A 24,151-nucleotide genomic window follows, 5' to 3' on the forward strand; every position below is an offset into this window, starting at 1 on the left:
GTAGCCGCTGCGGCGAGCCGCTATTGGCTACCACGCGGCCGGAACAAGCCGTCGCGCGCCCTCGACCAGGAGCGTGCGGCGGCTTTTGCCGTCCGTCGCGCCAGCCTGCCGAGCCCTCTGAACGGGGCAGCCAGGAGCCAGGCCCACCGGCCCAGAACCGACGGCGGGAGCCAGTCGGCACGGAGGCGTCGAGGGAGAGAGGCGTTGGCACGCAAGGACTGCTGTACCGCCGCGATGCGTGGGGCAATGGCCCCTGTCCTTCCGCGGCCGGCTGTGTCCTGGACAGGCGGGCCGTAGTGCCGGCGTTCGAAGTCGGAGGTGAGGCTGCGGATGGCTTGGTGCGCGGCGTCGTCCATGCCGCCATGTTCGCCGAGCAGCGATGAATGGCGGAGCCGTGCGGAATACGTCCGGGCTGTTTCGCTGGAGTCCGGTGGCAGTCCGTAGTCGGTTCCGAGATCACGGATTTCGGCCCACGCCAGCGGAATCACGTCCTCCCGCGCCCGGCCCTCGGTGCGGAGCCGCCGGGCACGCCGGCCCATCCTCACCAGCCGCGGCGAGGCTGCCAGGAGGACCAGGCCCAGTGCGGCGGCCGTCCCCAGCAGCCATGGCAGGAGCAGCTGCCCGAGGTCCCCCGCGCCGCCACCGGCACCCGGGAGGGGCGCGGCCGTGGCGCTTGGTGTGGGGGTCGGGGCGGTTGCGCCGGGAAGGAGGTCCTCGTTATTACCCAGCGAACCGGGGCTGCCGGGTGTGCTGGTTTCCGTGGCGTACGCGGGTATAACACCACGTGACGGCGTGGGTTCGAAGGGCACCCACCCCAATCCCTGGAAGTAGAGCTCGGGCCAGGCGTGGGCGTCCCGGGCGTCCACCTCATACTCCGGCAGCGCACCTTGCCCGGCCACTGAAACCGTGGAACCAGTGCTTCGGCCCGGCGCGTAACCAACCGCGATCCGGCTCGGGATACCTTCCAGCCGGGCCATCACGGCCATCGCGGACGAGTAGTGGATGCAGTATCCGCTCTTCTGGGTCAGGAAATCGGCCAGCACCGAGAGCCCGTTACCGTCGTAGCCGCCCTGGACAGGTGACTGGAGCGAGTAGGTGAACTCCCCTGAGCGAAGGTATTTCTGGATGGCCATGGCCTTGGCGAAGGGTGTGTCACTCGAAGCTGTCACCGTGTCCGCCGTGCTGCGGACGATGTCCGGGACGTTGCCGGGAACCCTGGTGAAGTCGGCAGGAATTCCCTGCACGGCCTGCGACGACTGTTGAAGGAGGGTGGCCGTGAGCTTAGGCGCCGTGGACACCACAATGTATTCCTGTGTCCGCGTGTTGGTGTTGGAACCCTTGACGGCCAGGGTGGCCGGGTCCCATGTCCAGGCGCCATTGAGCCCGCGGATTGTTTCCGGCGCGTACGGCAACGGCAGGTACGGGCTCGTGAACGTGCCCGTATTCACGATAGTCACCTGGCGGAGCTGCTCCTCGGCGACGATCTCGTGGCCCGTCTCAAGCTGTCCGGCCACGGGGCGGCGCTCCGCGTCGCGGTCATCGGGTCCCCACGACTCGCCGTCGAAATTGTCAACAGTGACGGACCGCAGATACAGCGGCCCGGCCGCGTTGGTGGCATAGGTGATCCGCCCGCTTCCGGCCGGTGCCCGCAGGCTGTTTCCCAAGGTAATCATGGGGTTCAAGCCGGTCCCGGCGCCCCACGGGTTCAGCCGGGAGCCCTGCGGAAACGTGCCGTGGTCGAATCCGGGGATGGCCGCCGGCACTGCCAGTGTTGCCACCAGGGCCACGGTCCCGGTCAGCATGGCCTGCCGGAACTGGCCGGGATTCCGGCCGCTGTCGGCCGCAGTGCGGGAATCCGGTGCAAACCACTGGCTGCACGCGAGGATGAGGAGGTACCCGGCCGCCGTGGCTGTGAAGCCCCAAACCCCCACGCTCTGGGGCTTCACGGTGGCGGGGACTACCAGGATGGCCAGCAGGCCCAGGCCGGTTGCTGCCGGCATGCCAAGCGGCACGGCCAGCGCATCGATGAGGATGACTGTCAGGCCCAGGGCTGCGCAGCTGACCATAACGATTCCGGCGTTCGGAGCCACCGGGGCACTTTCCGCAAGGACCGTCTCGCTCGCCCGGCGGACGAACCTGTCCACTTCAGCCATGGTTGCCCCGGACGGGATGAAACCGGCAATGCCCGTGCTTCGGAAAAACGTCAGGGTGAGGATCGCGATCAGGGAGGCAAAGCCGCCGGCAGCCACCATGAGAGGATGGGCCCGCAGCGCGCGGAGCGTGGCGATGGTCAGGCAGACCACCACCACCGTGGTCAGGATGGGCAAGTACCAGGCCCAACCCCGCAGGACACCGTTGAGGGAAATCGCGGCGCCAGCCACGGACAGGGCGACTGCGCCGGCCATGGCCCAGGGGTACGCCCCGACCCGCGTCCGTGCCGGAACCTGGCTCGGGGCATCTGTGGCTGCCCGCCCGCGCGACGCGTTGCGTTCCGGTGCCAGTGTCACCGTCCCACCTCCGCTCCGCGGCGTACGTCTGCCGCTGCCGTGGCCGGCGCAGCGCCACCCTGGTCGAAGTGCGTCCAGGCGTCCGGGACCGGAACCGAGGTTGGCACCGCCACTGCCCGCCAGCCGCCCCGGCGGAGGGCCTCCAAGGAGTCCTCGGAATCGGCGGGCCTCTCGGAAACGATGATGGCGAACGCATTCGCGCCATAACCCGCCGCCGGAGCGAGGGCTCTGGCCTCGCTCGGAGAGATCCTGCCGAGCACGGCAATAAGGGGCCCCCGCATCCGGTGGGCGGAGAGCTTGTCCATCAGGTGATCGTCGAAAACGGCCGGTCCGGCATCCTGGCCACCGTGGTCCCGGGCAGCGTGGTGCGGACCGGACAGCTGGATGGCGGCGAGGCTTTCGGCGATCGACTGGAGCCCGGACACTCCGCTGAACTCTTCCGCTTCCGGTTCCGGTGCGGACGGGGAGCGGAGGAACGCGGGTTCGCCGCGGGGGTCCAGGAGGCGGAGGGCGTAGTTCCGCTCCGACAGGTGCGTGCAGATGGAGATCGCGGCCACCACGGCCCACTCGAAAGTGCCGCTGGTGATCATCTCGTGGCCGTCGACGGCCGCAGTGCCCCCGAAACCGGAGCCGTGCCCGCCGGAAAATGCCGCGAACCGTTGGTCCAGGATGATGGTGGCCTCCGGCGTTGTGACGGACTCCTCCTGGCGCACCATCAGGGCGCCGTGGTGCGCGGTGGCCGCCCAGTGCACCCGGCGCATGGGATCGCCCGGGCGGTATTCGCGGGTCATGACGTCATCGTCGCTGGGGTTGGCGCGGGTACGGGTTGCTGTGATGCCGTCGTTGCCGCGGGCTCCCGCGAGGCCCGTCACGGGAAGCTCGACGGCGGCGGGCGTCACGGTGAGTGTGTCGCCGTCGTCAATTGACCGCCGGTGCAGGGACAACCCGAACGGATCCGTGAACTCGGCTGTTACCGGGCCGATCAGGTACTGTCCGCGTTTGGTGGAGCGCAAGTGGTATTCGTACCTGCTGGTCCCGCCCCTGGCTGAGCGGGCGGGGAAATGGAAGGCCGGGGACTCGCCGAACCGTGGCGGCAGCCGTTCCTCCATGATCGCCCGGCCGCCCCCGTAACCGGTCCGCGCCACGGCGAGCCGCACTGTGGTGGCGGCGGAGGTCTCCACCGGGGACGGGTTGAACTCGCGGTAAACCTGGAACCGGGGCTTGAGGAGCCTGATCCCGGCCAGCGAAACCAGGGGAAGGACGATGAGCAGGACACTCAGGCTCAGCAGATCCCGCCGCCCCATGATCTGCGCAGACAACAGGCAGACGGCGCCGGCGGCCAGGAGCCCCCAGCCACGCTGGCTGAACAGGTGCCGGGGTAGTCGGTCACGCAGCGCCATGTGCCGGCCCTGCCTAGTGGTTCCGGCGTAGTCCGGCCGGCGGGGCCGATGACCGGGCCGGGTTGTTCACCGGGTCCTGGTTCACGGGGAGCCGGGAGAGGATGCCCCGGATGACGCTGTGCGGGGTCTCACCGGCGCCGGCCGCCTTCCGGTCCAGGATGATCCGGTGGGCCAGTACGGATTCCGCAACGCCGACGACGTCGTCTGGCAGCACAAAATCACGGCCGTCCAGCGCCGCCGTGGCCTTCGCGGCCCGGAGCAGTTGGAGCATGGAGCGTGGGCTGGCGCCCAGCCGGAGCAGGGGGCTTTCGCGCGTTGCGCGGCCTACTGAGACGGTGTATTCCTTGACTGCCTGGGAGACGTAAACCTGTTGCACCGTGGCGATCATGGCTGCGACGTCCGCCGCGGTGACCACAGCGGCGACGTTGGCCAACGGGGAGGTTGCCTGATGGGTCTCCAGCATTTCGATTTCGGAGTCCTTGTCCGGATAGCCCATGGAAATCCGCGCCATAAAGCGGTCGCGCTGGGCCTCGGGGAGTGGATAGGTGCCTTCCATCTCGATCGGGTTCTGGGTTGCCACCACCATGAACGGTTCGTCGAGTTTGTACGAGTCCCCGTCCACGGTCACCTGGTGTTCCTCCATACACTCCAGGAGGGCGGATTGGGTCTTGGCGGACGCGCGGTTGATTTCATCGCCAATAACAATGTTGGCGAAGACGGCACCCGGGCGGAACTCGAACAGCCGCGACGCCTGGTTATAGATGGACACGCCGGTCACGTCCGAAGGCAGCAGATCAGGAGTGAACTGAATGCGGCTGACCGTGCAGTCAATGCTCCGGGCGAGGGTCTTGGCCAGGAGGGTCTTGCCCACACCTGGCACGTCTTCCAGGAGCAGATGGCCCTGGGCCAGCAACACCGTCAGGGCGAGCCTGGCCGCATCCGACTTTCCGTCAATGACGGTGTTGATCGAGGCCAGGATCCGCTGGCTGGCCGCGTGGAATGAGTCCGCGTCCATGGCTGCTGTCTTGTAACCGTTGAGATGGCCCACCTGCTCCGTCACGGGGGTGAAGTTCCGGCTGGCAGGGGTTACCTCGTTGACGGCGGTGCGGCGGTGGGAGTCCATCTGCAACCTTTCAGTCCGGGGATCACCCGGAACGGGACAGCAGGCCTGCCTTCGCCCGGCGGTGGGCGTTCGCATCTGTTCGTACCAGCCTACTAACACAACTGCCCTGGCTGACAGAGTGTTCCGGGAATTCTGCCGCGATCCGCCGCCGCTAGGCTTGAGGGATGTGCAATTCGCTGATCCCCGCCGCTTACCGTGTCGCCGGGGCGGACCCTGCAGACGCCGGCCGGAAGGCGCGGCAGGACTATCCGCCGGCGCCGGAGCCGCTGCCGGTCCCCGTGATGGACAACCATACGCACCTGGATTTCCCCGATGGCGAGAGCCCGGTGGGCATCGCCGCGGCGTTGGATGCAGCCCAGGCCGTCGGAGTGCAGGGGGCCGTCCAGGTGGGCTGCGACCTGGAGTCCTCCCGGTTCACGGTCCGCGCCGTTGACCTGGACAGCAGGTTGCTGGGGGCAGTGGCATTGCACCCCAACGACGCCCCGGACTATGCCAGGCGCGGCGAGTTGGAGGATGCGCTGGCGGAGATTGAGCAACTGGCCGCCCACCCCCGGATCCGGGCTATCGGCGAGACCGGCCTTGATTTCTTCCGCACCGAAGGGGAGGGCCTGGCCCACCAGCGCTATTCGTTCCGGCGGCATATCGATATTGCCAAGCGCCTGGACCTGACGCTGCAGATCCATGACCGCGACGCGCACGACGACGTCGTGCAGGTCCTGCGCGAGGAGGGGGCTCCCGAGCGGGTGGTGTTTCATTGCTTCTCGGGTGATGAGGCGCTCGCCAGGATCTGCAATGACGCGGGCTGGAACATGTCCTTTGCCGGCACGCTGACCTTTAAGAATGCGGCTAACCTCCGCGCCGCGCTGGCAGTGGCAGACCCGGACCTGGTGCTGGTGGAAACGGATGCCCCGTTCCTGACTCCGCATCCGCACCGCGGCCGTCCCAACGCCAGTTATGTGGTGCCGTACACCGTCCGCGCCATGGCCGAATTGACAGGAACTGACCTCGCCGAGCTCTGCACCCGGATTAGCGAAAATACCGTGCGGGCGTACGGATCGTGGGACTGATCTGGGCCTCGTCACATTGCTTGGTTCACATACCTCGTATGTAAATTTCTTGGCCGCTTTATAACGCTACGGTTACAGTGGAGAACTATTAGCCGGGGTCGGGGAAGGCCTTCGGATAATTTCACTTCATTCGCAGCAGGATCAGGCTGGGCTTTGATGCCCTCTGCCTGCCGCGCGGAGTGTGGCGGCGCAACGGTGCCCGGAGCTTGTCCCCAGGGTCATGCGCCGGCTATTTCACTGCGTTTTTCCCCGTGCCCGGATGGATCTAAAGTTACGGGCAATCGTGGTCAAGCTCTTCACAACGGACGGCAAGTTCAGTTTTATCAAGGTGGGCACCCAACTGGTGGTGCTGTGTGCGCTGGTGTTGGGCCTCGTGGCCTTCGTCGGAAATAACAAAACCGTTACCCTCAACGTCGACGGAAAAGTGACTTCGGTCCAGTCCTTCGGCGGCACCGTGGGCCAGGTCGTAAAAAGCGCCAACGTAGAACTGAAGCCGGCTGACCGCGTCTCGCCCTCGGCGGACGCCAAAGTGGAGAACGGCACCGTGATCAACGTCAACATGGCCAAGGCCGTGAAGGTCAGCCTGGACGGTTCCGAAAAGACCATCAACACCACGGCGCCGGATGTTGCGGGCCTCGTCACCGAACTGGGAGTGGCCAGCTCCTCCTCCGTTTCCGTCCCGAAGGACGCCCAGCTCGCCGTGGCCGGATCGTTTGTCTCCATCTCCACACCCAAGACCGTCAGCATCGTTGCCGACGGCAAGGCCTCCACGGCCACCACCACCGCGGGGACCGTCGCCCAGGTGCTGGAGGACGCCGGCATCACCCTCGGCGTCGACGACCGTACTTCCCAGCCGGGCAACGCGCACGTGGTTAACAACATGGTGGTTAAGGTCTCCCGGGTGGATACCAGCCAGACCGCGGCCACCACTGAAGATGTTGCTTTCGACAGCATGACCACTGAGAGCGCTGAGCTTCTCAAGGGCGAGAAAGAGGTCACCCAGGCCGGCGTGGCCGGCAAAGTGGAGAAGAGCTTCAAGCTGGTGATGGTTGACGGCCGTGAAGCCTCGCGGACGCTGGTCTCCGAAACTGTTTCCGTCCAGCCCGTGACGGAAAAAGTCACAGTAGGCACCAAGGCAAAGCCCGCAGCCGCCGGAACGAACACCGGCGCCTCCGCCCCGGCCATGATGAACGAGGCCATGTGGGACAAGATCGCCCAGTGTGAGTCCACCGGAAACTGGTCCATCAACTCGGGCAACGGCTACTACGGCGGCCTCCAGTTCGACATCCAGACCTGGATCGGCTCCGGCGGCGGCGCCTACGCCCCCAACGCCAGCCTCGCCACCAAGGCACAGCAGATCGACATCGCCAACCGCGTGTACGCACAGCGTGGCCTGCAGCCGTGGGGCTGTGGCTGGGCCGCTACAAGCTAGGCACCAATGAGCACCTGCACTGGCGGCAGCTGACCACAGCCACCAACCAAGCAGAAGACAGCGGCCGGCCCCGGATTGTCCCGGGGCCGGCCGCTGCCGTTAAGCGGAAACACGCACCGCGTAACACGCATGATCCGCGCGGAAAGCGGATGGCCCGTCACTGCGGCCGGGATAGGATGCCTAGGTGACTGAACCGACTGCCGCCGCGCCCGCACCCCTCTTCGGTGCTTCCGACATACGCCGGCTGGCGGAAGAAATCGGTATCCGGCCCACCAAGACACTGGGACAGAACTTCGTCATCGATGGCAACACCATCCGCCGGATCGTCTCCGTTGCCAACATTGGGCCAACCGAGACGGTGCTGGAAGTCGGGCCCGGCCTTGGTTCCCTCACGCTGGGCCTGCTGGATGCCGCGCAGACGGTGGTCGCCGTCGAAATTGATCCGGTCCTGGCGGCAAAGCTGCCGGAAACCGTGAAAGCATGGCGGCCGGAGGCGGCGGGCGCTTTCCACCTGGTCCAGGCGGACGCCATGAAGGTCACATCGCTTCCCGTTGAGCCCACCGCCATTGTGGCGAACCTGCCCTACAACGTGGCGGTGCCGGTGGTCCTGCACCTGCTCCAGCATTTCCCCAGCCTGCAGCACGGTCTGGTGATGGTCCAGGACGAGGTGGCTGACCGGCTGGCCGCAGGGCCAGGATCAAAGACCTACGGGGTGCCCTCGGTCAAGGCGGCCTGGTACAGCAGCATGCGCAAGGCCGGGGTGATCGGCATGAACGTCTTCTGGCCTGCGCCGAAGATCCAATCCGGGCTCGTGGCCTTCACCCGGCGGGAACCGCCTGAAACAACCGCCACCCGTGAGCAGGTGTTCGCCGTGATCGACGCTGCCTTCGCCCAGCGCCGGAAGACGCTGAGGGCCGCCCTGGCTGGCTGGGCCGGCGGCGCAGCCGAGGCCGAGCGCTGCCTCATCGCCGCAGGAGTGGCCCCATCGGCCCGGGGCGAAGTCATCGACATCCACGCCTTTGCACGGATTGCCGAAGCCCGCGAGGCCGGGTCGTGAAGGCAGCCGCCGGGAAGTTTCCCGCACGGACGGTCCGTGTGAAGGCGCCCGGCAAGGTTAATGTTTCCCTGGACGTGGGACCCTTGCGCGCTGACGGCTACCATTCAGTTGCCAGCGTGTACCTGGCCGTTTCCCTCTATGAGGAAGTGGCTGCCACCAGCACGGAGACGCCGGGGATCACCGTCAGCATCAGCCCTGACAGCACCCTGGACCTGGACGGCGTGCATATTCCGCTGGACGAGAAGAACCTGGCCTACAAGGCCGCAGCCATCATGGCCGATGTCTCCGAGCATTCCACCGGCGTACACCTTGAAATCACCAAGCGGGTCCCCGTGGCCGGGGGCATGGGCGGCGGCTCGGCCGATGCCGCAGCCACCCTGCTGGCCTGCGACGCGCTCTGGAACAGCGGGCTGTCGCGGGATGAGTTGGCCCATCTGGCCGCCGAATTGGGTGCCGACGTCCCGTTCTCCCTCCTCGGCGGAACCGCCGTCGGGCTTGGCGTTGGCGACGACCTTTCGCCGGCACTGGCCAAAGCCCAAACGGACTGGGTCCTCGTGGCGGCGGACTACGGGCTGCCCACCCCCGAAGTCTTCCGCACCCTGGACCGGCTCCGGGAGGCAGAAGGACTGGACGTTGCCGAGCCCACGGCCGTGGATCCCAAGATCCTGCAGGCGCTGCGGAGCGGGGACGCCGATGCCCTGAGCCGGGTCCTGGTGAACGATCTGCAGCGGGCCTCCATTGAACTTTCCCCCGCGCTCCGCGATACGCTGGGACGAGGTGAAGCGCTCGGCGCCCTGGCCGGAATCGTATCCGGTTCCGGACCCACCGTGGCGCTGTTGACCCACAATCCTGCCGCCGCCGAAAACCTGGCGGAGGACCTGCGGCACTACGGGCTGACGGCATTCCCTGTCCACGGGCCCGTGCATGGCGCGCGCATCATCTCCGATACTCTCCTTTAAGAGCCCCCTTCCGTACTGAGCAGCAGAAAGCAGTCCCCTTGGCACACCTTCTTGGCGGCGAAAACCTTACGGTTTCGTACGCAACGCGCACCGTCCTGGACGGCATCACCCTCGGACTCGAGGAAGGTGACAGGATCGGCATGGTGGGCCGGAACGGCGACGGCAAGTCCACGCTGATGCGCCTCCTGGCCTTGCGCTCCACCCCGGACTCGGGCCGCGTGACCAAGCGCAGTGAAGTCAACATCGGCTACCTGGACCAGAGCGACGTGCTCGACGGCGACCTCACAGTGGGCGCTGCGATCGTCGGCGACCAGGCCGACTATGAATGGGCCCGCAATCCCCAGATCCGCGAAGTCATGGGCGGCCTGGTGTCCGACGTCGACTGGCATGCGAACGTCCACGCCCTCTCCGGCGGTCAGAAGCGGCGGGTGGCGCTGGCCAAGCTGCTGATCGAGGACCATGACGTCATCATGCTCGACGAACCGACCAACCACCTCGACGTCGAAGGAGTCGCCTGGCTGTCGCGGCACCTGAAGACCCGGTGGCGGGCAAACCAGGGCGCCTTCCTGGTGGTCACCCACGACCGCTGGTTCCTGGACGAAGTCTGCACCAAGACCTGGGAAATCCACGACGGCATCATGGACCCGTTCGACGGCGGCTACGCGGCCTACGTGCTGGCCCGTGCCGAGCGTGACCGGGCGGCGAATGTTATGGAAGGCAAGCGCCAGATGCTCGTGAAAAAGGAGCTCGCCTGGCTTCGCCGCGGCGCTCCGGCCCGCACGGCCAAGCCGAAATTCCGCATCGAGGCCGCCAACGCCCTCATCGCCGACGTGCCCGAGCCGCGTGACTCCACAGCCCTGAGCAAGATGGCCACCGCCCGGCTCGGCAAGGACGTCCTGGACCTCGAGAACGTCTCACTGGACTTCCTCGGCGGCGACCCCGGACAGAAACTCTTCGACAACATCACACTGCGGCTTGCCCCCGGCGAGCGGCTTGGCCTGGTGGGCGTCAACGGCGCCGGCAAGACCACCCTGCTGAAACTCCTCAACGGCGAGATTGAGCCGTCATCCGGCAAGGTCAAGCGCGGCAAGACCGTGGTCACCGCCGTGCTGACCCAGGAGGTCAAAGAGCTCGACGACGTCTCGGACCTGCGCGTGATCGAAGTCATCGAGCGCGAAAAGCGGTCCTTTAACGTGGGCGGCAAGGAATTCACGGCGGGCCAGCTTGTGGAGCAGCTCGGCTTCACCAACGAAAAGCAGTGGACCCCGGTCAGGGATCTGTCCGGTGGTGAGCGCCGGCGCCTCCAGCTCCTGCGCCTGCTGGTGGGGGAGCCGAACGTGCTGATGCTCGATGAGCCCACCAACGACCTCGACACCGACACCCTCGCCGCCGTCGAAGACGTCCTTGACGGCTGGCCTGGCACGCTCGTTGTGGTCAGCCACGACCGTTACCTGCTGGAACGCGTGACAGACCACCAGATGGCGCTGCTTGGTGACGGCAAGATCCGCGCCCTGCCGCGCGGCGTGGACCAGTATCTGGAGCTCCGCGAATCCGCCCTGGCCGGCTCCACGATCACCGGCGGCGGCAACCCCGTCACCGGTCCGAGCGGCAGCTCCGCCCCCGCAGCCTCCGGTTCCTCCGAAGCCGAAAAGCGCGACGCCCGGAAGGCCAAGAACCGGATCGAGCGCCAGCTGGGCAAACTGGAGCAGCAGGAAAAGAAGATTCACGACCAAATGGTCAAGAGCACCGCAGCATCCGACTTCGACGCCCTCGCCGACCAGAACAAAAAACTCAAGGACCTCGCCACCGACCGCGAAGCCCTGGAGCTCGAATGGATGGAAGCCCTGGAAGTCCTTGGCGAATAACCCTCCGTTGGTGCGGCGGCGGCTTGGGTGCCGGAGCCGGCCCTTCGGCGTCCGCCCGACTTGGATGCCACAGCTGGCCCTTCCGCGTCGCTTAGACACGTCGCAAAGGGGGCATTCCGGTCGCTGAGCGACCTCCATGCCCCGTTGCGCCGCGATGCGCTCCTTTCGGAAGGACCAGCTCCGGCGCGCCGATGTCACCTTCCCGAAGGATCACCTCCCGACAACGAACGCCACCTCACACAAAGGAGCAGCAGGCGACTCGCGTGGAACCTTCGGCAGGTGGGTGAGGGGGCGGGTGCGGCGGCGGCAGATCCCGTCCTGCATCTTAGGCACTGCATATGCGGCGGCACCTCGCGAAGGGAACGCTAGTCAATAGCGGTGCGGGGGGCCTTCGCGTAGGAGCGCATCGCGGCGCATCGTGGCGTGAAGGTCGCCCAGCGACCGCAGCGACACCTATGCGCTGTGTCTAAGCGACGGCGAAGGGTTCCCGCGCTGCGTAGGTGACCACGCGGGCATGAAGGTAACACTCATGCTTCGGACTTCAGCTCGGGGTCTTTTTGGAGGCCTGTGAGGCCGTTCCAGGCGAGGTTGACCAGGTGCGCGGCGACGGTGTGTTTGTCGGGCTGGCGGCTGTCCTGCCACCATTGGCCGGTCATGGCCACCATGCCCACGAGCATCTGGGCGTACATCGCGCCGTCCTGGGCGCTGAACCCGCGGCGGTGGAATTCGTCGGACAGGATGTGTTCCACGCGGGCGGTGACCTGGGACAGCAGGGTGGAGAAAGCGCCTTCGGGCTGCGATGGCGGTGCGTCGCGCATGAGTATCCGGAAGCCCTCCGCCCGGTCCTCAATGTAGGTGAGGAGGGCCAGGGCGGCGCGTTCCACCAGGACGCGCGGTTTGCCTTCTTCGGTCAGGGCAGCGGTGATCGAGTCCAGCAGGATGTGAAACTCGAAGTCCACCACCTGCGTGTACAGGCCCTCCTTGGAGCCGAAATGTTCGTAGATCACGGGCTTGGAAACGCCGGCGCAGGCCGCGATTTCCTCAATGGTGGTCCCGTCGAGCCCGCGAGCGGCAAAAAGGCCACGGCCGACGTCGACCAGCTGGCCGCGCCGCTGTACGCCTGTCATCCGTGTCCGGGGTGGGTTATTGCTCACATTTCCATCATGCCCTAGCGCTGCTGAAACCAGTTGGAACCGGTGGCGGTGCACTGGCCTGGCTGCCGTGATTCCGGCCAATGTCGCGGGCTGCCCTGAAGCCATGGCAAAATAAATACTTGTGCCTTGGCCTTTGCGCCTGTGGCATGGTCCGCCCTGGTGTAATGGCAGCACCCCGGCCTTTGGAGCCGTGGAGTATAGGTTCGAATCCTATGGGCGGAACTGCTGTGCGAAGACCGTCCAGTAGGATGAACTCGGTGCCCCGCCGTGAATTTTTGGCCGGACAGGCACCGCGCCCAGCGCAACGCGCAACCAAGCAAGGAGAACCCGTACGTGATCCCCGAGAATACCGGCCCAGCCGCCGTCATTGTTCTGGCAGCAGGCGCCGGTACCCGGATGAAATCCCGTACCCCGAAGATCCTGCACGAAATCGGCGGCAGGTCCATGGTGGGCCACGCCCTGCTGGCAGCCCGCAGCATTAACCCCGCACGGCTGGCCTTGGTGGTCCGCCACGAGCGGGATCTCGTTGCCCGCCACCTGAACCAGCTGGACCCCGAAGCCCTGATCGTGGACCAGGACGACGTCCCCGGCACCGGCCGCGCCGTTGAAGTGGCCGTGCAGGCACTGGACGCCCAGGAGAAACTCGCAGGCACCGTCGTGGTCACTTACGGCGACGTTCCGCTCCTGACCGGCAGCCTGTTGGCCGACCTGGTGGCCACACATGAGCGGGAGGCCAATGCCGTCACCGTGCTCACCGCACTGCTGGATGATGCCACAGGCTATGGACGCATTCTCCGCGGTGATGACAGCTCCGTGACCGGCATCCGCGAGCACAAGGATGCAACGGAAACCGAACGCCTGATCCGCGAGGTCAATTCCGGGATCTACGCCTTCGACGCCGATGTCCTGCGTGACGCGCTGGTCCACATCACCACCGACAATTCGCAGAGCGAAAAGTACCTCACCGACGTGCTGGGCCTCGCGCGGCAGTCGGGCGGTCGGGTTGCCGCCGTGGTCACCGAAGACCGCTGGCAGGTGGAGGGCGCCAACGACCGTGTGCAGCTCTCCGCCCTCGGCGCGGAACTGAACCGCCGCACCGTTGAAGCCTGGATGCGCGCCGGCGTCACAGTGGTTGACCCCGCCACCACCTGGATCGATTCCACCGTCGTCCTGGATGAGGACGTCCGCATCCTGCCGAACACGCAGCTGCACGGCGCCACCACCGTGGCGAGGGACGCCGTCGTCGGCCCCGACTCCACCCTGACCGATGTTCGCATCGGCGAGGGCGCCAAGGTGACCCGCACCCACGGTTCCGGTGCCGTGATCGGCGCGGACGCCGCCGTCGGCCCTTTCACCTACCTGCGTCCCGGCACAGTGCTCGGCGACACCGGCAAGATCGGTGCGTTCTACGAAACCAAGAACGTCACCATTGGCCGCGGCTCCAAACTTTCCCACCTCGGCTACGCCGGCGACGCCGAAATCGGGGAGGACACCAACATTGGCTGCGGCAACATCACGGCCAATTACGACGGCGAGAAGAAGCACCGCACGGTGATCGGCTCGGGCGTCCGCACAGGTTCCAACACAGTCTTTGTTGCACCGGTCACCGTGGGGGACGGTGCCTACAGCGGCGCCGGCGCGGTGATCCGCAAGGACGTCCCGGCAGGGGCGCTCGTCGTGTCCGTTGCAGCGCAGCGCAACAACGAGGGCTGGGTTGTGGCCAACCGCCCCGGCTCACGCTCGGCGGAACTGGCTCAGGCCGCCGCCTCAGATTCCTCACATACCCCAGCATCGACAGAAGAGGACCAGCGATAATGAGCGAAATTACGGCACGCGGCGAGAAGAAGCTGGTACTTGCCGCTGGGCGGGCGCACCCCGAACTGGCGCGGGAAATCGCCAAGGAACTGGGTACCGAGCTGCTGCCCGTGGATGCCTACGACTTCGCCAACGGGGAGATTTACGTCCGCGCCGGCGAAAGCGTCCGGGGAACCGACGCGTTCGTCATCCAGGCCCACCCGGCTCCGCTGAACAACCACCTCATGGAACAGCTGATCATGATCGATTCGCTGAAGCGGGCCTCCGCCAAGCGCATCACCGTGGTGTCCCCGTTCTACCCGTATGCGCGGCAGGACAAGAAGGGTCGCGGACGCGAGCCGATTTCCGCCCGCCTGGTCGCGGACCTGTACAAGACCGCCGGCGCCGACCGCATCATGAGCGTTGACCTGCACACCTCGCAGATCCAGGGTTTCTTCGACGGGCCTGTGGACCACCTCATGGCCATCCCGCTCCTGGCCGATTACATCCGTACCCGCGTCGCCGCCGACAACGTCACCGTGGTGTCCCCGGACACGGGCCGCGTGCGCGTCGCGGAGCAGTGGGCCGAACGCCTGGGCGGAGCGCCGCTGGCGTTTGTGCACAAGAGCCGTGACCTCACCGTTCCCAACCAGGCCGTCTCCAAGACCGTTGTGGGCCAGATCGAGGGCCGGACCTGCGTCCTGATCGACGACATGATCGACACCGGTGGCACCATTTCCGGAGCGGTCCAGGTCCTGAAGAACGCCGGGGCGAAGGACGTCATCATCGCCGCGACGCACGCTGTCTTCTCCGAGCCAGCGGCTCAGCGGCTCTCCGAGTCCGGCGCCCGCGAAGTGGTGGTCACCAACACGTTGCCCCTCACTGCGAATCAGCAGTTCCCGCAGCTGACGGTGCTGTCCATCGCACCGCTGATCGCCCGCGCCATCCGCGAAGTGTTCGACGACGGTTCGGTCACCAGCCTGTTCGACGGCAACGCCTGATTTCAGCAGGGGGCTGGTGGGGACCGCCGTTTTCAGTAATCTGGCGCGGCGCTGGTAAGCTTTTCACGATACCTTGGCGAGGGAGAGCATCCGGGAAACCGGACTGCAGGTTTCCGTTATCGACTGGGTCTGAATCTCCCTTCTGGAAGGGCCGCGTCACGGCCGCCCGGCGTTGAAGGTCGTAACAGACCTCCGCCCTTGCTGAACACCTTTTAGTCTTCCGAGGAGATACACATGTCTGAGCAGAAGCTCGCAGCAGAAGTACGCACCGAATTCGGCAAGGGCTTCGCCCGCCGCGCGCGCATGGCCAACCTGATCCCTGCCGTCATCTACGGCCACGGCGCCGAGCCGATGCACATCACGCTTCCGGCCAAGGCCACCACGCTTGCAGTCCGCAAAGCCAACGCCCTGCTGTCCCTGGACGTCAACGGCGAAGAGCACTTGGCCCTGGTCAAGGACGTCCAGCGCGACCCGATCAAGCAGATCATCGAGCACATCGACCTGCTGACCGTCATCAAGGGCGAAAAAGTCACCGTGGACATCCCGGTTCACATCGTTGGCGAACTGGCTCCGGGCAGCGTCTTCAACCAGGAACTCACCGTCATCTCCCTTGAGGCTGAGGCAACCCACCTGCCCACGGCCATCGAAGTCGACATCGAAGGCCGCTCCGCCGGACAGCACATCCACGCTTCCGACCTGGTCCTGCCGAAGGGTTCGGTCCTGCTGGCCGACGCCGACGCCCTGGTTGTCCACATCTCCGAGGCCACTGAGGTCTCTGAGGAAGAGGCACAGGCTGACTCCGCAGCCGCAGTCGCAGGCGAGTAATAACGGCACAGTTTGATATGTGGCCGGACCCTGTCGGGGTCCGGCCACAGCCATGTCCGGACCACCCTAGGATTGAATAATGACTGACACCTGGCTGATCGTTGGCCTCGGAAACCCCGGGGCCGAATACAAGGGCAACCGGCACAATGTCGGCCAGATGGTCCTGGACGAACTCGCGGGCCGGATGGGTGGCAAGTTCAAAACCCACAAGGCACGCGCCCAGGTGCTCGAAGGACGGCTGGGGATCGGCGGCCCCCGGGTGGTGCTGTCCAAGCCGATGAGCTACATGAATGTTTCCGGCGGCCCGGTATCGGGCCTGGCAAATTTTTACGGCATTGACCCTGACCACGTTGTCGCGGTGCACGATGAGATTGATATTCCGTTCAACACCATAAAGCTGAAATGCGGCGGCGGTGAGGGCGGCCACAACGGTCTCAGGGACATGTCCAAGGCGCTGGCCACCAAGGATTACCTCCGGGTGCGGGTGGGCGTGGGCCGCCCTCCAGGTCGGATGGACACTGCAGACTATGTCCTGCGCGATTTTGGCACTGCAGAGCGCAAGGACCTTCCGTTCCTGCTCGATGAGGCGGCTGATGCCGTGGAGATGCTGGTCAGGGAAGGGCTGACTGCGGCCCAGCAGAAGTTCCATCCGGCCAGGTCAGACGTTCAGGAATAAAACTTAAAACCGTCTGTCCCTGTTTACCTGTGTGTGCCAAGGGGTAGTCTTCTTCCTAAGCGGGGGAGCGATGGGGCTTATCCCGCTTTAGTGGGATGTAGGGGACAAGTTCATGTCAATCGAGCCACTCAGCTGGGGACGTGGGTCACCGCTCAACGACCTTGAGCTGCGCACCGACACTGCAGGCGTGTCAGAGCCGCAGCGATGGTCCGTGCCCGCACGGAGCGCCAACCTCGAAGCCGTCCGCGCCGCCCTGACCAGCCTCGACTCCCTCGGAGTCGTCATCACCGGCGGACGAGGTGTAGGTAAGTCATCCTTGGCCAGGACAGCCGTTGCCGACCTTGGCCCGGATATCTGGACGTTGCAGCTGCGCAGCGGACCGTCGTCCGGCAAAACACCCTACGGTTGCCTGGCTTTCCTGCTGGCGCGTCTTCCCCAGGCGTACATGGGGTCGCCCACAGCCATCCTCCGCGGCATTACGTCCCTCATCAAAAGCGATGCCGCGGGGCGCCAGTGCGTCATCACCCTGGACACCGCCGGCAGCATTGATGACATGAGCGCCGGCGTCCTGCTCAACATCCTCCTGACCGGGACCGCCCGCATGGTGGCCGTGGCACCCATGGTCAGTGATCTACCGGCCGACTTCCACTGGCTCCTCAACGACCGCCGGCTCACCGAGGTCAGGCTGGACAACCTCAACGAGCTGCAAACCCGCCAGGTGCTGCTTTCCCTGCTGGGCCACCGCGTTTCGGCCTCCCTGGTCAGCACTTTCCACACCATGGTTGGCGGCAACCCCCTGCTCCTGAAAGCGCTTGTAACCGAGCAGCAGCATTCGGGGAACCTGGTTCTGTCGGACTCCGTCTGGACTCTTCGGGACAAGGTGGTGCTCGACGGCGCGGCCAGCCTCGACGACATCGTCCGGTCCCAGTGGACCCGGAAGTCTCCGGAGGAACGGGATGTCATTGAGATGCTCTCGTGCGCCCGCAGCGTGGAACTGTCCAGGCTGACCAAAGTGTACGGTGCCGGCGTGGTGGCGGACATGGAAGATTCGGGCCTGCTGGAGATCGATTCCTCGGACAACCGATGGGTTTCACTGCGTGAAAAGTACCTCGGCGACGTTGTCCGCTCCTGGCTCAGCATCACTCGGCGAAGGGAACTGCGGAGCCTGCTCCTGGGCGGCAAGGAACCTGACCCTGCCACGATGACGATGGAAGAACTGATGGCGTTCGGCGCCTGGACCCAGGAATGCGAGGCCGAGCTGAGTCCGGCCATGGCGCTTGCCGCCGCCGAAGCCGCAGTACAGCTCTTTGACCCCCATTTTGCGCTCAAATATGCCGACACGCTGAAGCGGAATGACCCTCAATGGGTGCCTGCCCAGCGGCAGAAAGCCGCAGCGTACCTGCTCATGGACCTCCCGGTGCAGGCCATGGCAGCACTGGACGATATTTCCCAGCCGCAGCTGGACAACCTGGACGTTGAGGAGTTCGCCCGGGTGGTCGAGGCAAAATCCCGGGTCATGGTCTGGCTCCCCGAACACACCGCCCGGGTGCCGGCGCTGCTGCAGACGGCACGGAAGCGGCTGGGCGTGGAGCCAGGAATCGCGAAGGGCTGGCCGGATCCGCTGGCTGCTGCGGCCAACCGGATCAGCCTCAGCGAATTCGAGTACCAGGCTTTTGTGGGAGACTACGCCTCCGCCTTGCCGGCACTGGAAGCCGCTGCGGACCCCGGGCAGAATCCGGACACCTGGTTCAGGATGAACTCAGCGGTGATCCTCATGAGCGCCCTGTCCATGGCCGGGCGGGAAATGGACGCCCTGAGCCTGATGAGGCAGCTGGGCGGGCAGATCTCGGACGCCGCCGAGATCGTGGGGCTGCGCGAGAGGTTCGCCGGCCGGGCGTACAACGTGCTCCTGATGGCAGGGCAATGGCGCCGGTGCATCGACCTCCTGGATCCGCCTTCCGCGCGCGAGTTCCACCGGCTCCCTTACCGGAGCGCCGCCGCGGAGCTAGCGGCCGGCATCGCCTACGTGTATTCGGGCCGCGGCGCCGTTGCCCTTGATTCGCTGCTCTCGGCCGCTGCACAGCTGGAACTGCGGCCCGTCCAGAGCCTGCTCCGCGCCGCCTACGCCGCCATCGCCTTCGCGTATGCGCAGATCGGCAATGCCGGGCAGTCCCGGCAGTATCTTGACCGGCTGCAGCGGACGGCAGGTGTCGCTGACCATGCCACCCGGAGCCGCACGGAATTCTGCGCTGATATGGCCGCCCGATGGCTGGGAGACAATGACGCAGCCACCCGCCTCAAGCAGTCAGCCCGCCGTGACATCGCAGCAGGCAGGTTCACCCTGGCCGGGATCAGCCTGCTCGGCGCCACGGTCAACGGCACGGAAGCGGACTTCCGGCTGATGGAACAAGTGGCCGGGCAACGCCAGGGCCCCTTGGCGGAAATTTCGCGACTTGTCGCCGTGGGCAGCCGCACCCACGACGCCAAAACGTTGCTTGCCGGCGGGGAACTGGCGGCCACCCTGGAACTGGATGCCGTTGAGGCCCGGTGCATGGCGCTGGCCGTTGACTACGCCCGGCAGGCCGGTGATTCGGTTTCCGCCAGGACTGCACAGGCCCGACTGGACATCCTCGCAGCCACCGTGGCAAGCCTGCCGATCGTGCCGAGCAGCGGCAGCCCGCTGCTGACCGCCAGGGAGAGGCAGATCGCGCGGCTGGCCGGCCGGGGCGCGTCCAACCGCGATATCGCCGTGGAGATGGGCGTGTCCGTGCGCACAGTGGAAGGCCACCTTTACCAGGTCTTTACCAAGCTCGGAGTTACATCCAGGGGTGATCTGACTGGACTCGTCTAACGGCCACGCTGCCAAACAGGGAACGCAATATCGACTGCTCACGGGCCGGCGTGAGCCGCTGGACCGGATCTGCAACATCATTCGCAGCCGGACGAGCCAGGCCGTGTTCCTCATGGCGGGCCCGGGCATCGGGAAGTCAACGCTGACCGAGGCCATCACCGAGCGGCTTTCGCAGGAGATGATCATTGTCCAGATCCATGGAAGTTCGTCGCTGTCCGGCGTTCCCTTTGGAGTTTTGGCACCCTACACGGCGGAGCTGACGGCCGAAGACTCCGTGTCTTCGGTGGCTGTGCTGCGGTCCGTGTGGAGGTACTTTGAGAAGCTGAAAGCCGGCAAGGATACCCCGTTGCTTCTGATGATGGATGACGCCCATCACCTGGACGAGGCAACGGCCAGCATCGTCGCCGACATGATCTCCGCTGGCTGGGCCACAGTGCTTGCTGCCGGCAGGCCGCGGCCCGGGCTGCCCCAGCCGCTCGCTCAGCTTTGGTATGACGGCCTGGCGGACCGTGTGGATCTCCGACCCATGAACCGGGAGCAGGTCGAGGAAGTCCTCTCCCACGCACTTGATGGAACAATCCCCTCCGGAACCATTGACACAATCTGGAGCGCGTCCGGCGGAAATCCGCGGATTCTTGATGCCTTGCTGCATGATGCCGCAGAGCGGGGCGAACTCGCAAAGCGGAACGGGATCTGGATGCTGCTGGGCCCGTTGCCTGCCGACGGACCCAGACTCGCCGAGGTGGTGGTAAAGGACATGCTCCGCCGCAGCCCGGAAGAGCAGGAAGTCCTGAAACTTGTCGCCCTCGCCGGGCCCGTGAGCCGGAAGGTGATCGAGGATATTTTTGGCGCTGAAGTAGTCCGCACGCTGCTGGACCAGCAGATGATGGTGGAAAGTTCCGGCATTCCAGCCGATCTCCGGATCTGGAACTCCGTGTTCGGCGAGGCGCTGCGCACAAGTATCTCGGTGTCCCGGAGCCTGCAGCTGCTTGAAAAGATCCGGGATCAGCTGGGAACCGCTCCGAAAGGGTCTGAAGGCAGGATGAGGGCCGTGGAATGGGCCCTTGAATGTGGATTGAAAATATCCGATCCCGAGCTGCTTGAGGCGGCCCGCACTGCCTTGGTCCACTCCCGGAACCGGAGCAGCCGGATGATGGCGGCGAAGGTCGCGGACCCGGACCTCGTGCCGCAGGCACAGGCCGTCCAGGGGCGCGCCTTATTCAATGAAGGCGACTTTGCGGGTGCGGCCAAGCTCCTGGACGGATGCTGGCTACAGCTGGGGAACGGTGCCTGGGCTGTTCCGGTCCTGATGCTCAGGGCCATGGCACACCAGGCTCTGGGAACGCCGCTGTCAGTATTCACGGCCGATTCCCGTGATGCGCTTCAGGGCGCAGGCGCCATGACGGCTGGCCCGGATGCTGTGCCGCCGGATTCCCAGGAGACCGCCGGTGCGCCGGCCGGGCCCTGGCAGGAGCGCTTGCTTCGCCTGCTGGAACTTTGCGAAGCAGGCAACCACCAGGCCTTGGAGGCCGAGGTCCAGGAACTTCGGAGCAGCCGCGCCGGCGATGCCACGGACGACGCCCTGCGTGCGGTGGGCCTGGCGCTGCTGGCCCATTCGCTTGCCCCGGCCGGACGGGCCGTCCAGGGGCTGGATGCCGCATTGCTGGCCGTCTCGGAACTTCCCTCACTGCAGGGTGGCGTGTTCTTCTTCAACGAATTTGTCCTTGGCCACCTGGTGGCAGATTACCTGGCCATGGGGGAGTGGGACTCGGCGGAACGGGAGTTGGCGAACTATGCTGCCGGGCAGCCGCGGGGTGTCGCCTATTTCGGCGGCAGCCTCGAGGTGCTCCGTGGCTACTCGCTCCTGCGGCAGGGGCGGATGGAACGCGCGTACCAAACGCTGTTGCCGGCGGTGGAGACGCTGAGGCTCAACGATCCGCTGCAGATGTTCCGGTTTGGTTCCGGGCTGGCGTTTTATGTAGCGGCGAGGCTCGGCGACGCCGCCCAGGCCGGCCGGCTTGAGCTGGATTACAAGGATTCACCGCAGGGTTCCCCCGGCTACGGACTCCTTGCGAGGGCGTACGCGGCAGCGGCATCCGAGTATGTGGCGCATGACGGAAAAGGCCTGGCACGCCTCCACACACTGGCCACCACGCCCGAGGTGACCACCCGGGCCGGGACACTCCTGGAACTGTTGGCTCTCTGCTGGGACCTGGGCGACCATTCCGTGATCCCGCTGGTCCACTCACTGGCGGGGAGCGTTGAAGGCCGCTGGGCCGCGGCAATGCTCACCCTGGCGGGGCATTGGGAGTCCGAGGACGCCGATTCCATCATGGAAACGGCGGCCATGCTTGAAAGCGCGGGATTCGTTAACCTTGCGCGGGAAGCCTACGCGCGGTCGAGCACCGTCCTTGAAAGCTCCGGTGAGCGCCGGCGGGCCCGTCAGGCGGTGGCCCTGCGGGAGAAGTGCGACCACGAACTGGGCGAGCGGTTCCGGGAAGGCCACTTCATCGCCGCAGCACCCAGCGTGCACCTCACCCGCCGGGAACAGGACATCGTAGAGCTCGCTGTGAAAGGTCTCACCGACCGGGAGATCGCACAAAGACTCATGGTGTCCGTGCGTACTGTGGAGGGCCACCTCTACCGCACGTACGTCAAACTCGGCGTGCGGAGCCGCGACGAACTGGCTTCGGCCCTTCCGAACTAGGCCTGCGTACGGACGCCATGCGTCCGGGACCTTGTGTACGGACGTCCGGAAACGCGTAGCCCCCGCCCCAGAAAGTAGAGTACTGCCTACTCGTGTGCTGAGCTTCAGCATGCGATTGACTTAGTGCGGCAGGAAAACACGGAGCCACCAAAACCGCGGACCGGCCAACAGACTTTCAGGCCTCATTTTGAAGCAAACTTCCGGCCCCTGGGGCTGGACCGAAGCGGGGCCGGCGACGTCAGAGTCTTCTGAGACCGAGACTCTCCCCCCAGCCGTCGCCGGCCCTCACTTCCGCGGGCTGAAGCCCGGAGCTGCTGTGGCGGTTGCCCATCGGGCCGCCGCCATAGTGGTGTTGTGGGACAATTGAGTGTCAATCCATTGGCATCTCAAGGAGTTTAGCTTTGGCCCTAGTATCAACGCCTGCCACGCTGGAACGCGCAGTGCCGGCCATGGATAACGCCGAAGTCCTCAGGATTCGAAACGACTTCCCCGTACTTGGCCAGCTGGTGAACGGCCAGCCCCTGGTGTACCTCGATTCGGGCGCCACCTCGCAAAACCCGCTCAGTGTCATCGAAGCTGAGCAGGAGTTTTACGAACAGCGCAACGCTGCCGTGCACCGGGGCGCCCACTACCTTGCCGTGGAAGCAACAGAGGTGTTCGAAGGTGCCCGCGAGACCATAGCGGACTTCATCGGTGCCGGCTACGCGGAAACGGTGTGGACCTCCAACGCCACCGAAGGCCTGAACCTGCTCAGCTACGCGCTGTCCAACGCCGCGCTGTGGGCGGCGCAGGGGCGCGGCGACGCCCGGCTGAAAGACCTCGCAGTGGGCCCGGGTGACCAGATCGTGGTGACCGAAATGGAGCACCACGCCAACCTGATCCCTTGGCAGGAACTGGCGTTCCGCACCGGCGCCACGCTGCGTTACATCCCCATCGACGACGCCGGTGCCCTGCGGCTGGATATTGCGGCCGAGATCCTGGGAAGCAAAACCAAGGTCCTCGCGTTCACCCACGCCTCCAACGTGCTGGGCACAATTAATCCCGTACAGGAACTGGTTGCGCTGGGGCGGCAGGCCGGAGCCCTCGTGGTCCTGGACGCCTGCCAGTCGGCACCTCACCTGCCGTTGAACGTCAAGGGGCTTGACGTCGACTTCGCCGTGTTCTCCGGGCACAAGATGCTGGCGCCTACCGGAATCGGGGTCCTCTACGGCAAGCAGGACCTCCTGGATGTGCTGCCGCCGTTCCTCACGGGCGGTTCCATGATCACCACGGTGACCATGGAGCGGGCCGAGTACCTGCCCGCGCCGCAGCGCTTCGAGGCCGGCACCCAGCGCATCTCGCAGGCCGTTGCCCTGGCCGCCGCAGCCAACTACCTCACGGAAACCGGCCTGGACCGCGTGCACCGCTGGGAAGCGGAGCTCGGCCAGCGGATGGTGGCGGGGCTGGAGTCCATTCCCGGCATCCGCGTGCTGGGGCCCGCCGCCGGACAGGAACGGATCGGCCTTGCCGCGTTCCACGTCGACGGCGTGCACGCGCACGACGTCGGGCAGTTCCTGGATTCCCGGGGCATCGCCGTCCGCGTGGGTCACCATTGCGCCCAGCCGCTGCACCGCCGCTTGGGCCTGACCGCAACCACCAGGGCAAGCGCCTACTTGTACAACACCACCGACGACGTCGATGCCTTCCTGGAAGCCGTCGCCGGAGTCCGCTCCTACTTCCGCGTCTAGCGCGAT

At 65.9% G+C, this 24,151-nt stretch carries 16 protein-coding genes and 1 tRNA gene; 13 read left to right on the forward strand and 4 right to left on the reverse strand.

The window, feature by feature from the left end:
• Nucleotides 1-20 precede the first annotated feature (20 nt).
• Genes NIBR502772_RS08670 through NIBR502772_RS08680 form a run of 3 tightly spaced genes read right to left on the reverse strand, consistent with a single transcriptional unit; the run spans nucleotide 21 to nucleotide 5,030 of the window.
• Nucleotides 21-2,507 carry a DUF3488 and transglutaminase-like domain-containing protein gene (locus NIBR502772_RS08670; RefSeq protein ID WP_246848745.1) on the reverse strand — a complete coding sequence of 829 codons (2,487 nt, stop codon included), beginning with the start codon at nucleotides 2,505-2,507 and terminating at the stop codon, nucleotides 21-23.
• Nucleotides 2,504-3,907 carry a DUF58 domain-containing protein gene (locus NIBR502772_RS08675; protein ID WP_141139883.1) on the reverse strand — a complete coding sequence of 468 codons (1,404 nt, stop codon included), beginning with the start codon at nucleotides 3,905-3,907 and terminating at the stop codon, nucleotides 2,504-2,506. The genes NIBR502772_RS08670 and NIBR502772_RS08675 overlap by 4 nt, the downstream gene beginning before the upstream one ends.
• A 13-nt stretch (nucleotides 3,908-3,920) precedes the next feature.
• The gene (locus tag NIBR502772_RS08680; protein ID WP_141139884.1) at nucleotides 3,921-5,030 is read right to left on the reverse strand and encodes a MoxR family ATPase; all 1,110 of its coding nucleotides are present in this window, start codon (nucleotides 5,028-5,030) and stop codon (nucleotides 3,921-3,923) included.
• A gap of 164 nt (nucleotides 5,031-5,194) precedes the next feature.
• Here NIBR502772_RS08680 and NIBR502772_RS08685 point away from each other — a divergent pair, with 164 nt between their 5' ends.
• From NIBR502772_RS08685 to NIBR502772_RS08705, 5 genes are all read left to right on the forward strand, one after another.
• Nucleotides 5,195-6,097: a TatD family hydrolase gene (locus tag NIBR502772_RS08685; protein WP_141139885.1), complete on the forward strand. Its 903-nt coding sequence runs from the start codon at nucleotides 5,195-5,197 to the stop codon at nucleotides 6,095-6,097.
• Between the two features lie 259 nt (nucleotides 6,098-6,356).
• Nucleotides 6,357-7,529, forward strand: a complete 1,173-nt coding sequence (locus tag NIBR502772_RS08690; RefSeq protein ID WP_210412412.1) for a resuscitation-promoting factor — start codon at nucleotides 6,357-6,359, stop codon at nucleotides 7,527-7,529.
• A 184-nt stretch (nucleotides 7,530-7,713) separates the two neighbouring features.
• Entirely contained in the window at nucleotides 7,714-8,586 is an 873-nt protein-coding gene (rsmA, locus tag NIBR502772_RS08695) for a 16S rRNA (adenine(1518)-N(6)/adenine(1519)-N(6))-dimethyltransferase RsmA (RefSeq protein WP_141139886.1), read from the forward strand.
• Nucleotides 8,583-9,545, forward strand: coding sequence for a 4-(cytidine 5'-diphospho)-2-C-methyl-D-erythritol kinase (locus NIBR502772_RS08700; protein ID WP_141139887.1), 963 nt, complete (start codon nucleotides 8,583-8,585; stop codon nucleotides 9,543-9,545). The genes rsmA and NIBR502772_RS08700 overlap by 4 nt, the downstream gene beginning before the upstream one ends.
• A gap of 38 nt (nucleotides 9,546-9,583) precedes the next feature.
• On the forward strand, nucleotides 9,584-11,410 hold the full coding sequence (locus NIBR502772_RS08705) for an ABC-F family ATP-binding cassette domain-containing protein (protein ID WP_141139888.1): 1,827 nt from the start codon (nucleotides 9,584-9,586) through the stop codon (nucleotides 11,408-11,410).
• Nucleotides 11,411-11,937: 527 nt separating this feature from the next.
• Here the strand turns inward: NIBR502772_RS08705 and NIBR502772_RS08710 are convergent.
• Nucleotides 11,938-12,564 carry a TetR/AcrR family transcriptional regulator gene (locus tag NIBR502772_RS08710; RefSeq protein ID WP_141139889.1) on the reverse strand — a complete coding sequence of 209 codons (627 nt, stop codon included), beginning with the start codon at nucleotides 12,562-12,564 and terminating at the stop codon, nucleotides 11,938-11,940.
• Nucleotides 12,565-12,714: 150 nt separating this feature from the next.
• On the opposite strand from NIBR502772_RS08710, the gene NIBR502772_RS08715 reads away from it, so the two are divergent.
• The 8 genes from NIBR502772_RS08715 to NIBR502772_RS08750 all read left to right on the forward strand — a co-directional run bounded on the left by NIBR502772_RS08715 (nucleotide 12,715) and on the right by NIBR502772_RS08750 (nucleotide 24,145).
• Nucleotides 12,715-12,786, forward strand: a tRNA-Gln gene (locus tag NIBR502772_RS08715).
• A gap of 111 nt (nucleotides 12,787-12,897) precedes the next feature.
• Complete coding sequence (glmU, locus tag NIBR502772_RS08720) at nucleotides 12,898-14,379, forward strand: bifunctional UDP-N-acetylglucosamine diphosphorylase/glucosamine-1-phosphate N-acetyltransferase GlmU (RefSeq protein WP_141139890.1); 1,482 nt, start codon at nucleotides 12,898-12,900, stop codon at nucleotides 14,377-14,379.
• Nucleotides 14,379-15,359 (forward strand): ribose-phosphate diphosphokinase, encoded by a 981-nt coding sequence (locus tag NIBR502772_RS08725; RefSeq protein ID WP_056348072.1) that lies wholly within the window; start codon nucleotides 14,379-14,381, stop codon nucleotides 15,357-15,359. The genes glmU and NIBR502772_RS08725 overlap by 1 nt, the downstream gene beginning before the upstream one ends.
• Nucleotides 15,360-15,593: 234 nt before the next feature.
• The gene (locus tag NIBR502772_RS08730; RefSeq protein ID WP_141139891.1) at nucleotides 15,594-16,184 is read left to right on the forward strand and encodes a 50S ribosomal protein L25/general stress protein Ctc; all 591 of its coding nucleotides are present in this window, start codon (nucleotides 15,594-15,596) and stop codon (nucleotides 16,182-16,184) included.
• Nucleotides 16,185-16,263: 79 nt separating this feature from the next.
• Complete coding sequence (pth, locus tag NIBR502772_RS08735) at nucleotides 16,264-16,860, forward strand: aminoacyl-tRNA hydrolase (RefSeq protein WP_141139892.1); 597 nt, start codon at nucleotides 16,264-16,266, stop codon at nucleotides 16,858-16,860.
• A 112-nt stretch (nucleotides 16,861-16,972) separates the two neighbouring features.
• Nucleotides 16,973-19,711 carry a LuxR family transcriptional regulator gene (locus tag NIBR502772_RS08740; protein ID WP_141139893.1) on the forward strand — a complete coding sequence of 913 codons (2,739 nt, stop codon included), beginning with the start codon at nucleotides 16,973-16,975 and terminating at the stop codon, nucleotides 19,709-19,711.
• A gap of 79 nt (nucleotides 19,712-19,790) precedes the next feature.
• Nucleotides 19,791-22,418 carry a LuxR C-terminal-related transcriptional regulator gene (locus NIBR502772_RS08745; protein WP_371706882.1) on the forward strand — a complete coding sequence of 876 codons (2,628 nt, stop codon included), beginning with the start codon at nucleotides 19,791-19,793 and terminating at the stop codon, nucleotides 22,416-22,418.
• 401 nt (nucleotides 22,419-22,819) lie between these two features.
• A complete protein-coding gene (locus tag NIBR502772_RS08750; RefSeq protein ID WP_104061020.1) occupies nucleotides 22,820-24,145 on the forward strand; it encodes a SufS family cysteine desulfurase in 1,326 nt (441 codons plus the stop codon).
• The last annotated feature ends 6 nt before the right edge of the window (nucleotides 24,146-24,151 follow it).

Origin of the sequence: Pseudarthrobacter sp. NIBRBAC000502772, from assembly GCF_006517235.1 — a bacterium.
In the GTDB taxonomy this organism is placed as follows: Bacteria; Actinomycetota; Actinomycetes; order Actinomycetales; family Micrococcaceae; genus Arthrobacter.

Coding starts and splice junctions, on each gene's coding strand:
- NIBR502772_RS08740 (WP_141139893.1), top strand. CDS start 16,973: ATGTCAATCGAGCCACTCAGCTGGGGACGTGGGTCACCGCTCAACGAC.
- NIBR502772_RS08685 (WP_141139885.1), top strand. CDS start 5,195: ATGTGCAATTCGCTGATCCCCGCCGCTTACCGTGTCGCCGGGGCGGAC.
- NIBR502772_RS08725 (WP_056348072.1), top strand. CDS start 14,379: ATGAGCGAAATTACGGCACGCGGCGAGAAGAAGCTGGTACTTGCCGCT.
- NIBR502772_RS08675 (WP_141139883.1), bottom strand. CDS start 3,907: ATGGCGCTGCGTGACCGACTACCCCGGCACCTGTTCAGCCAGCGTGGC.
- NIBR502772_RS08680 (WP_141139884.1), bottom strand. CDS start 5,030: ATGGACTCCCACCGCCGCACCGCCGTCAACGAGGTAACCCCTGCCAGC.
- NIBR502772_RS08690 (WP_210412412.1), top strand. CDS start 6,357: ATGGATCTAAAGTTACGGGCAATCGTGGTCAAGCTCTTCACAACGGAC.
- pth (WP_141139892.1), top strand. CDS start 16,264: ATGACTGACACCTGGCTGATCGTTGGCCTCGGAAACCCCGGGGCCGAA.
- NIBR502772_RS08730 (WP_141139891.1), top strand. CDS start 15,594: ATGTCTGAGCAGAAGCTCGCAGCAGAAGTACGCACCGAATTCGGCAAG.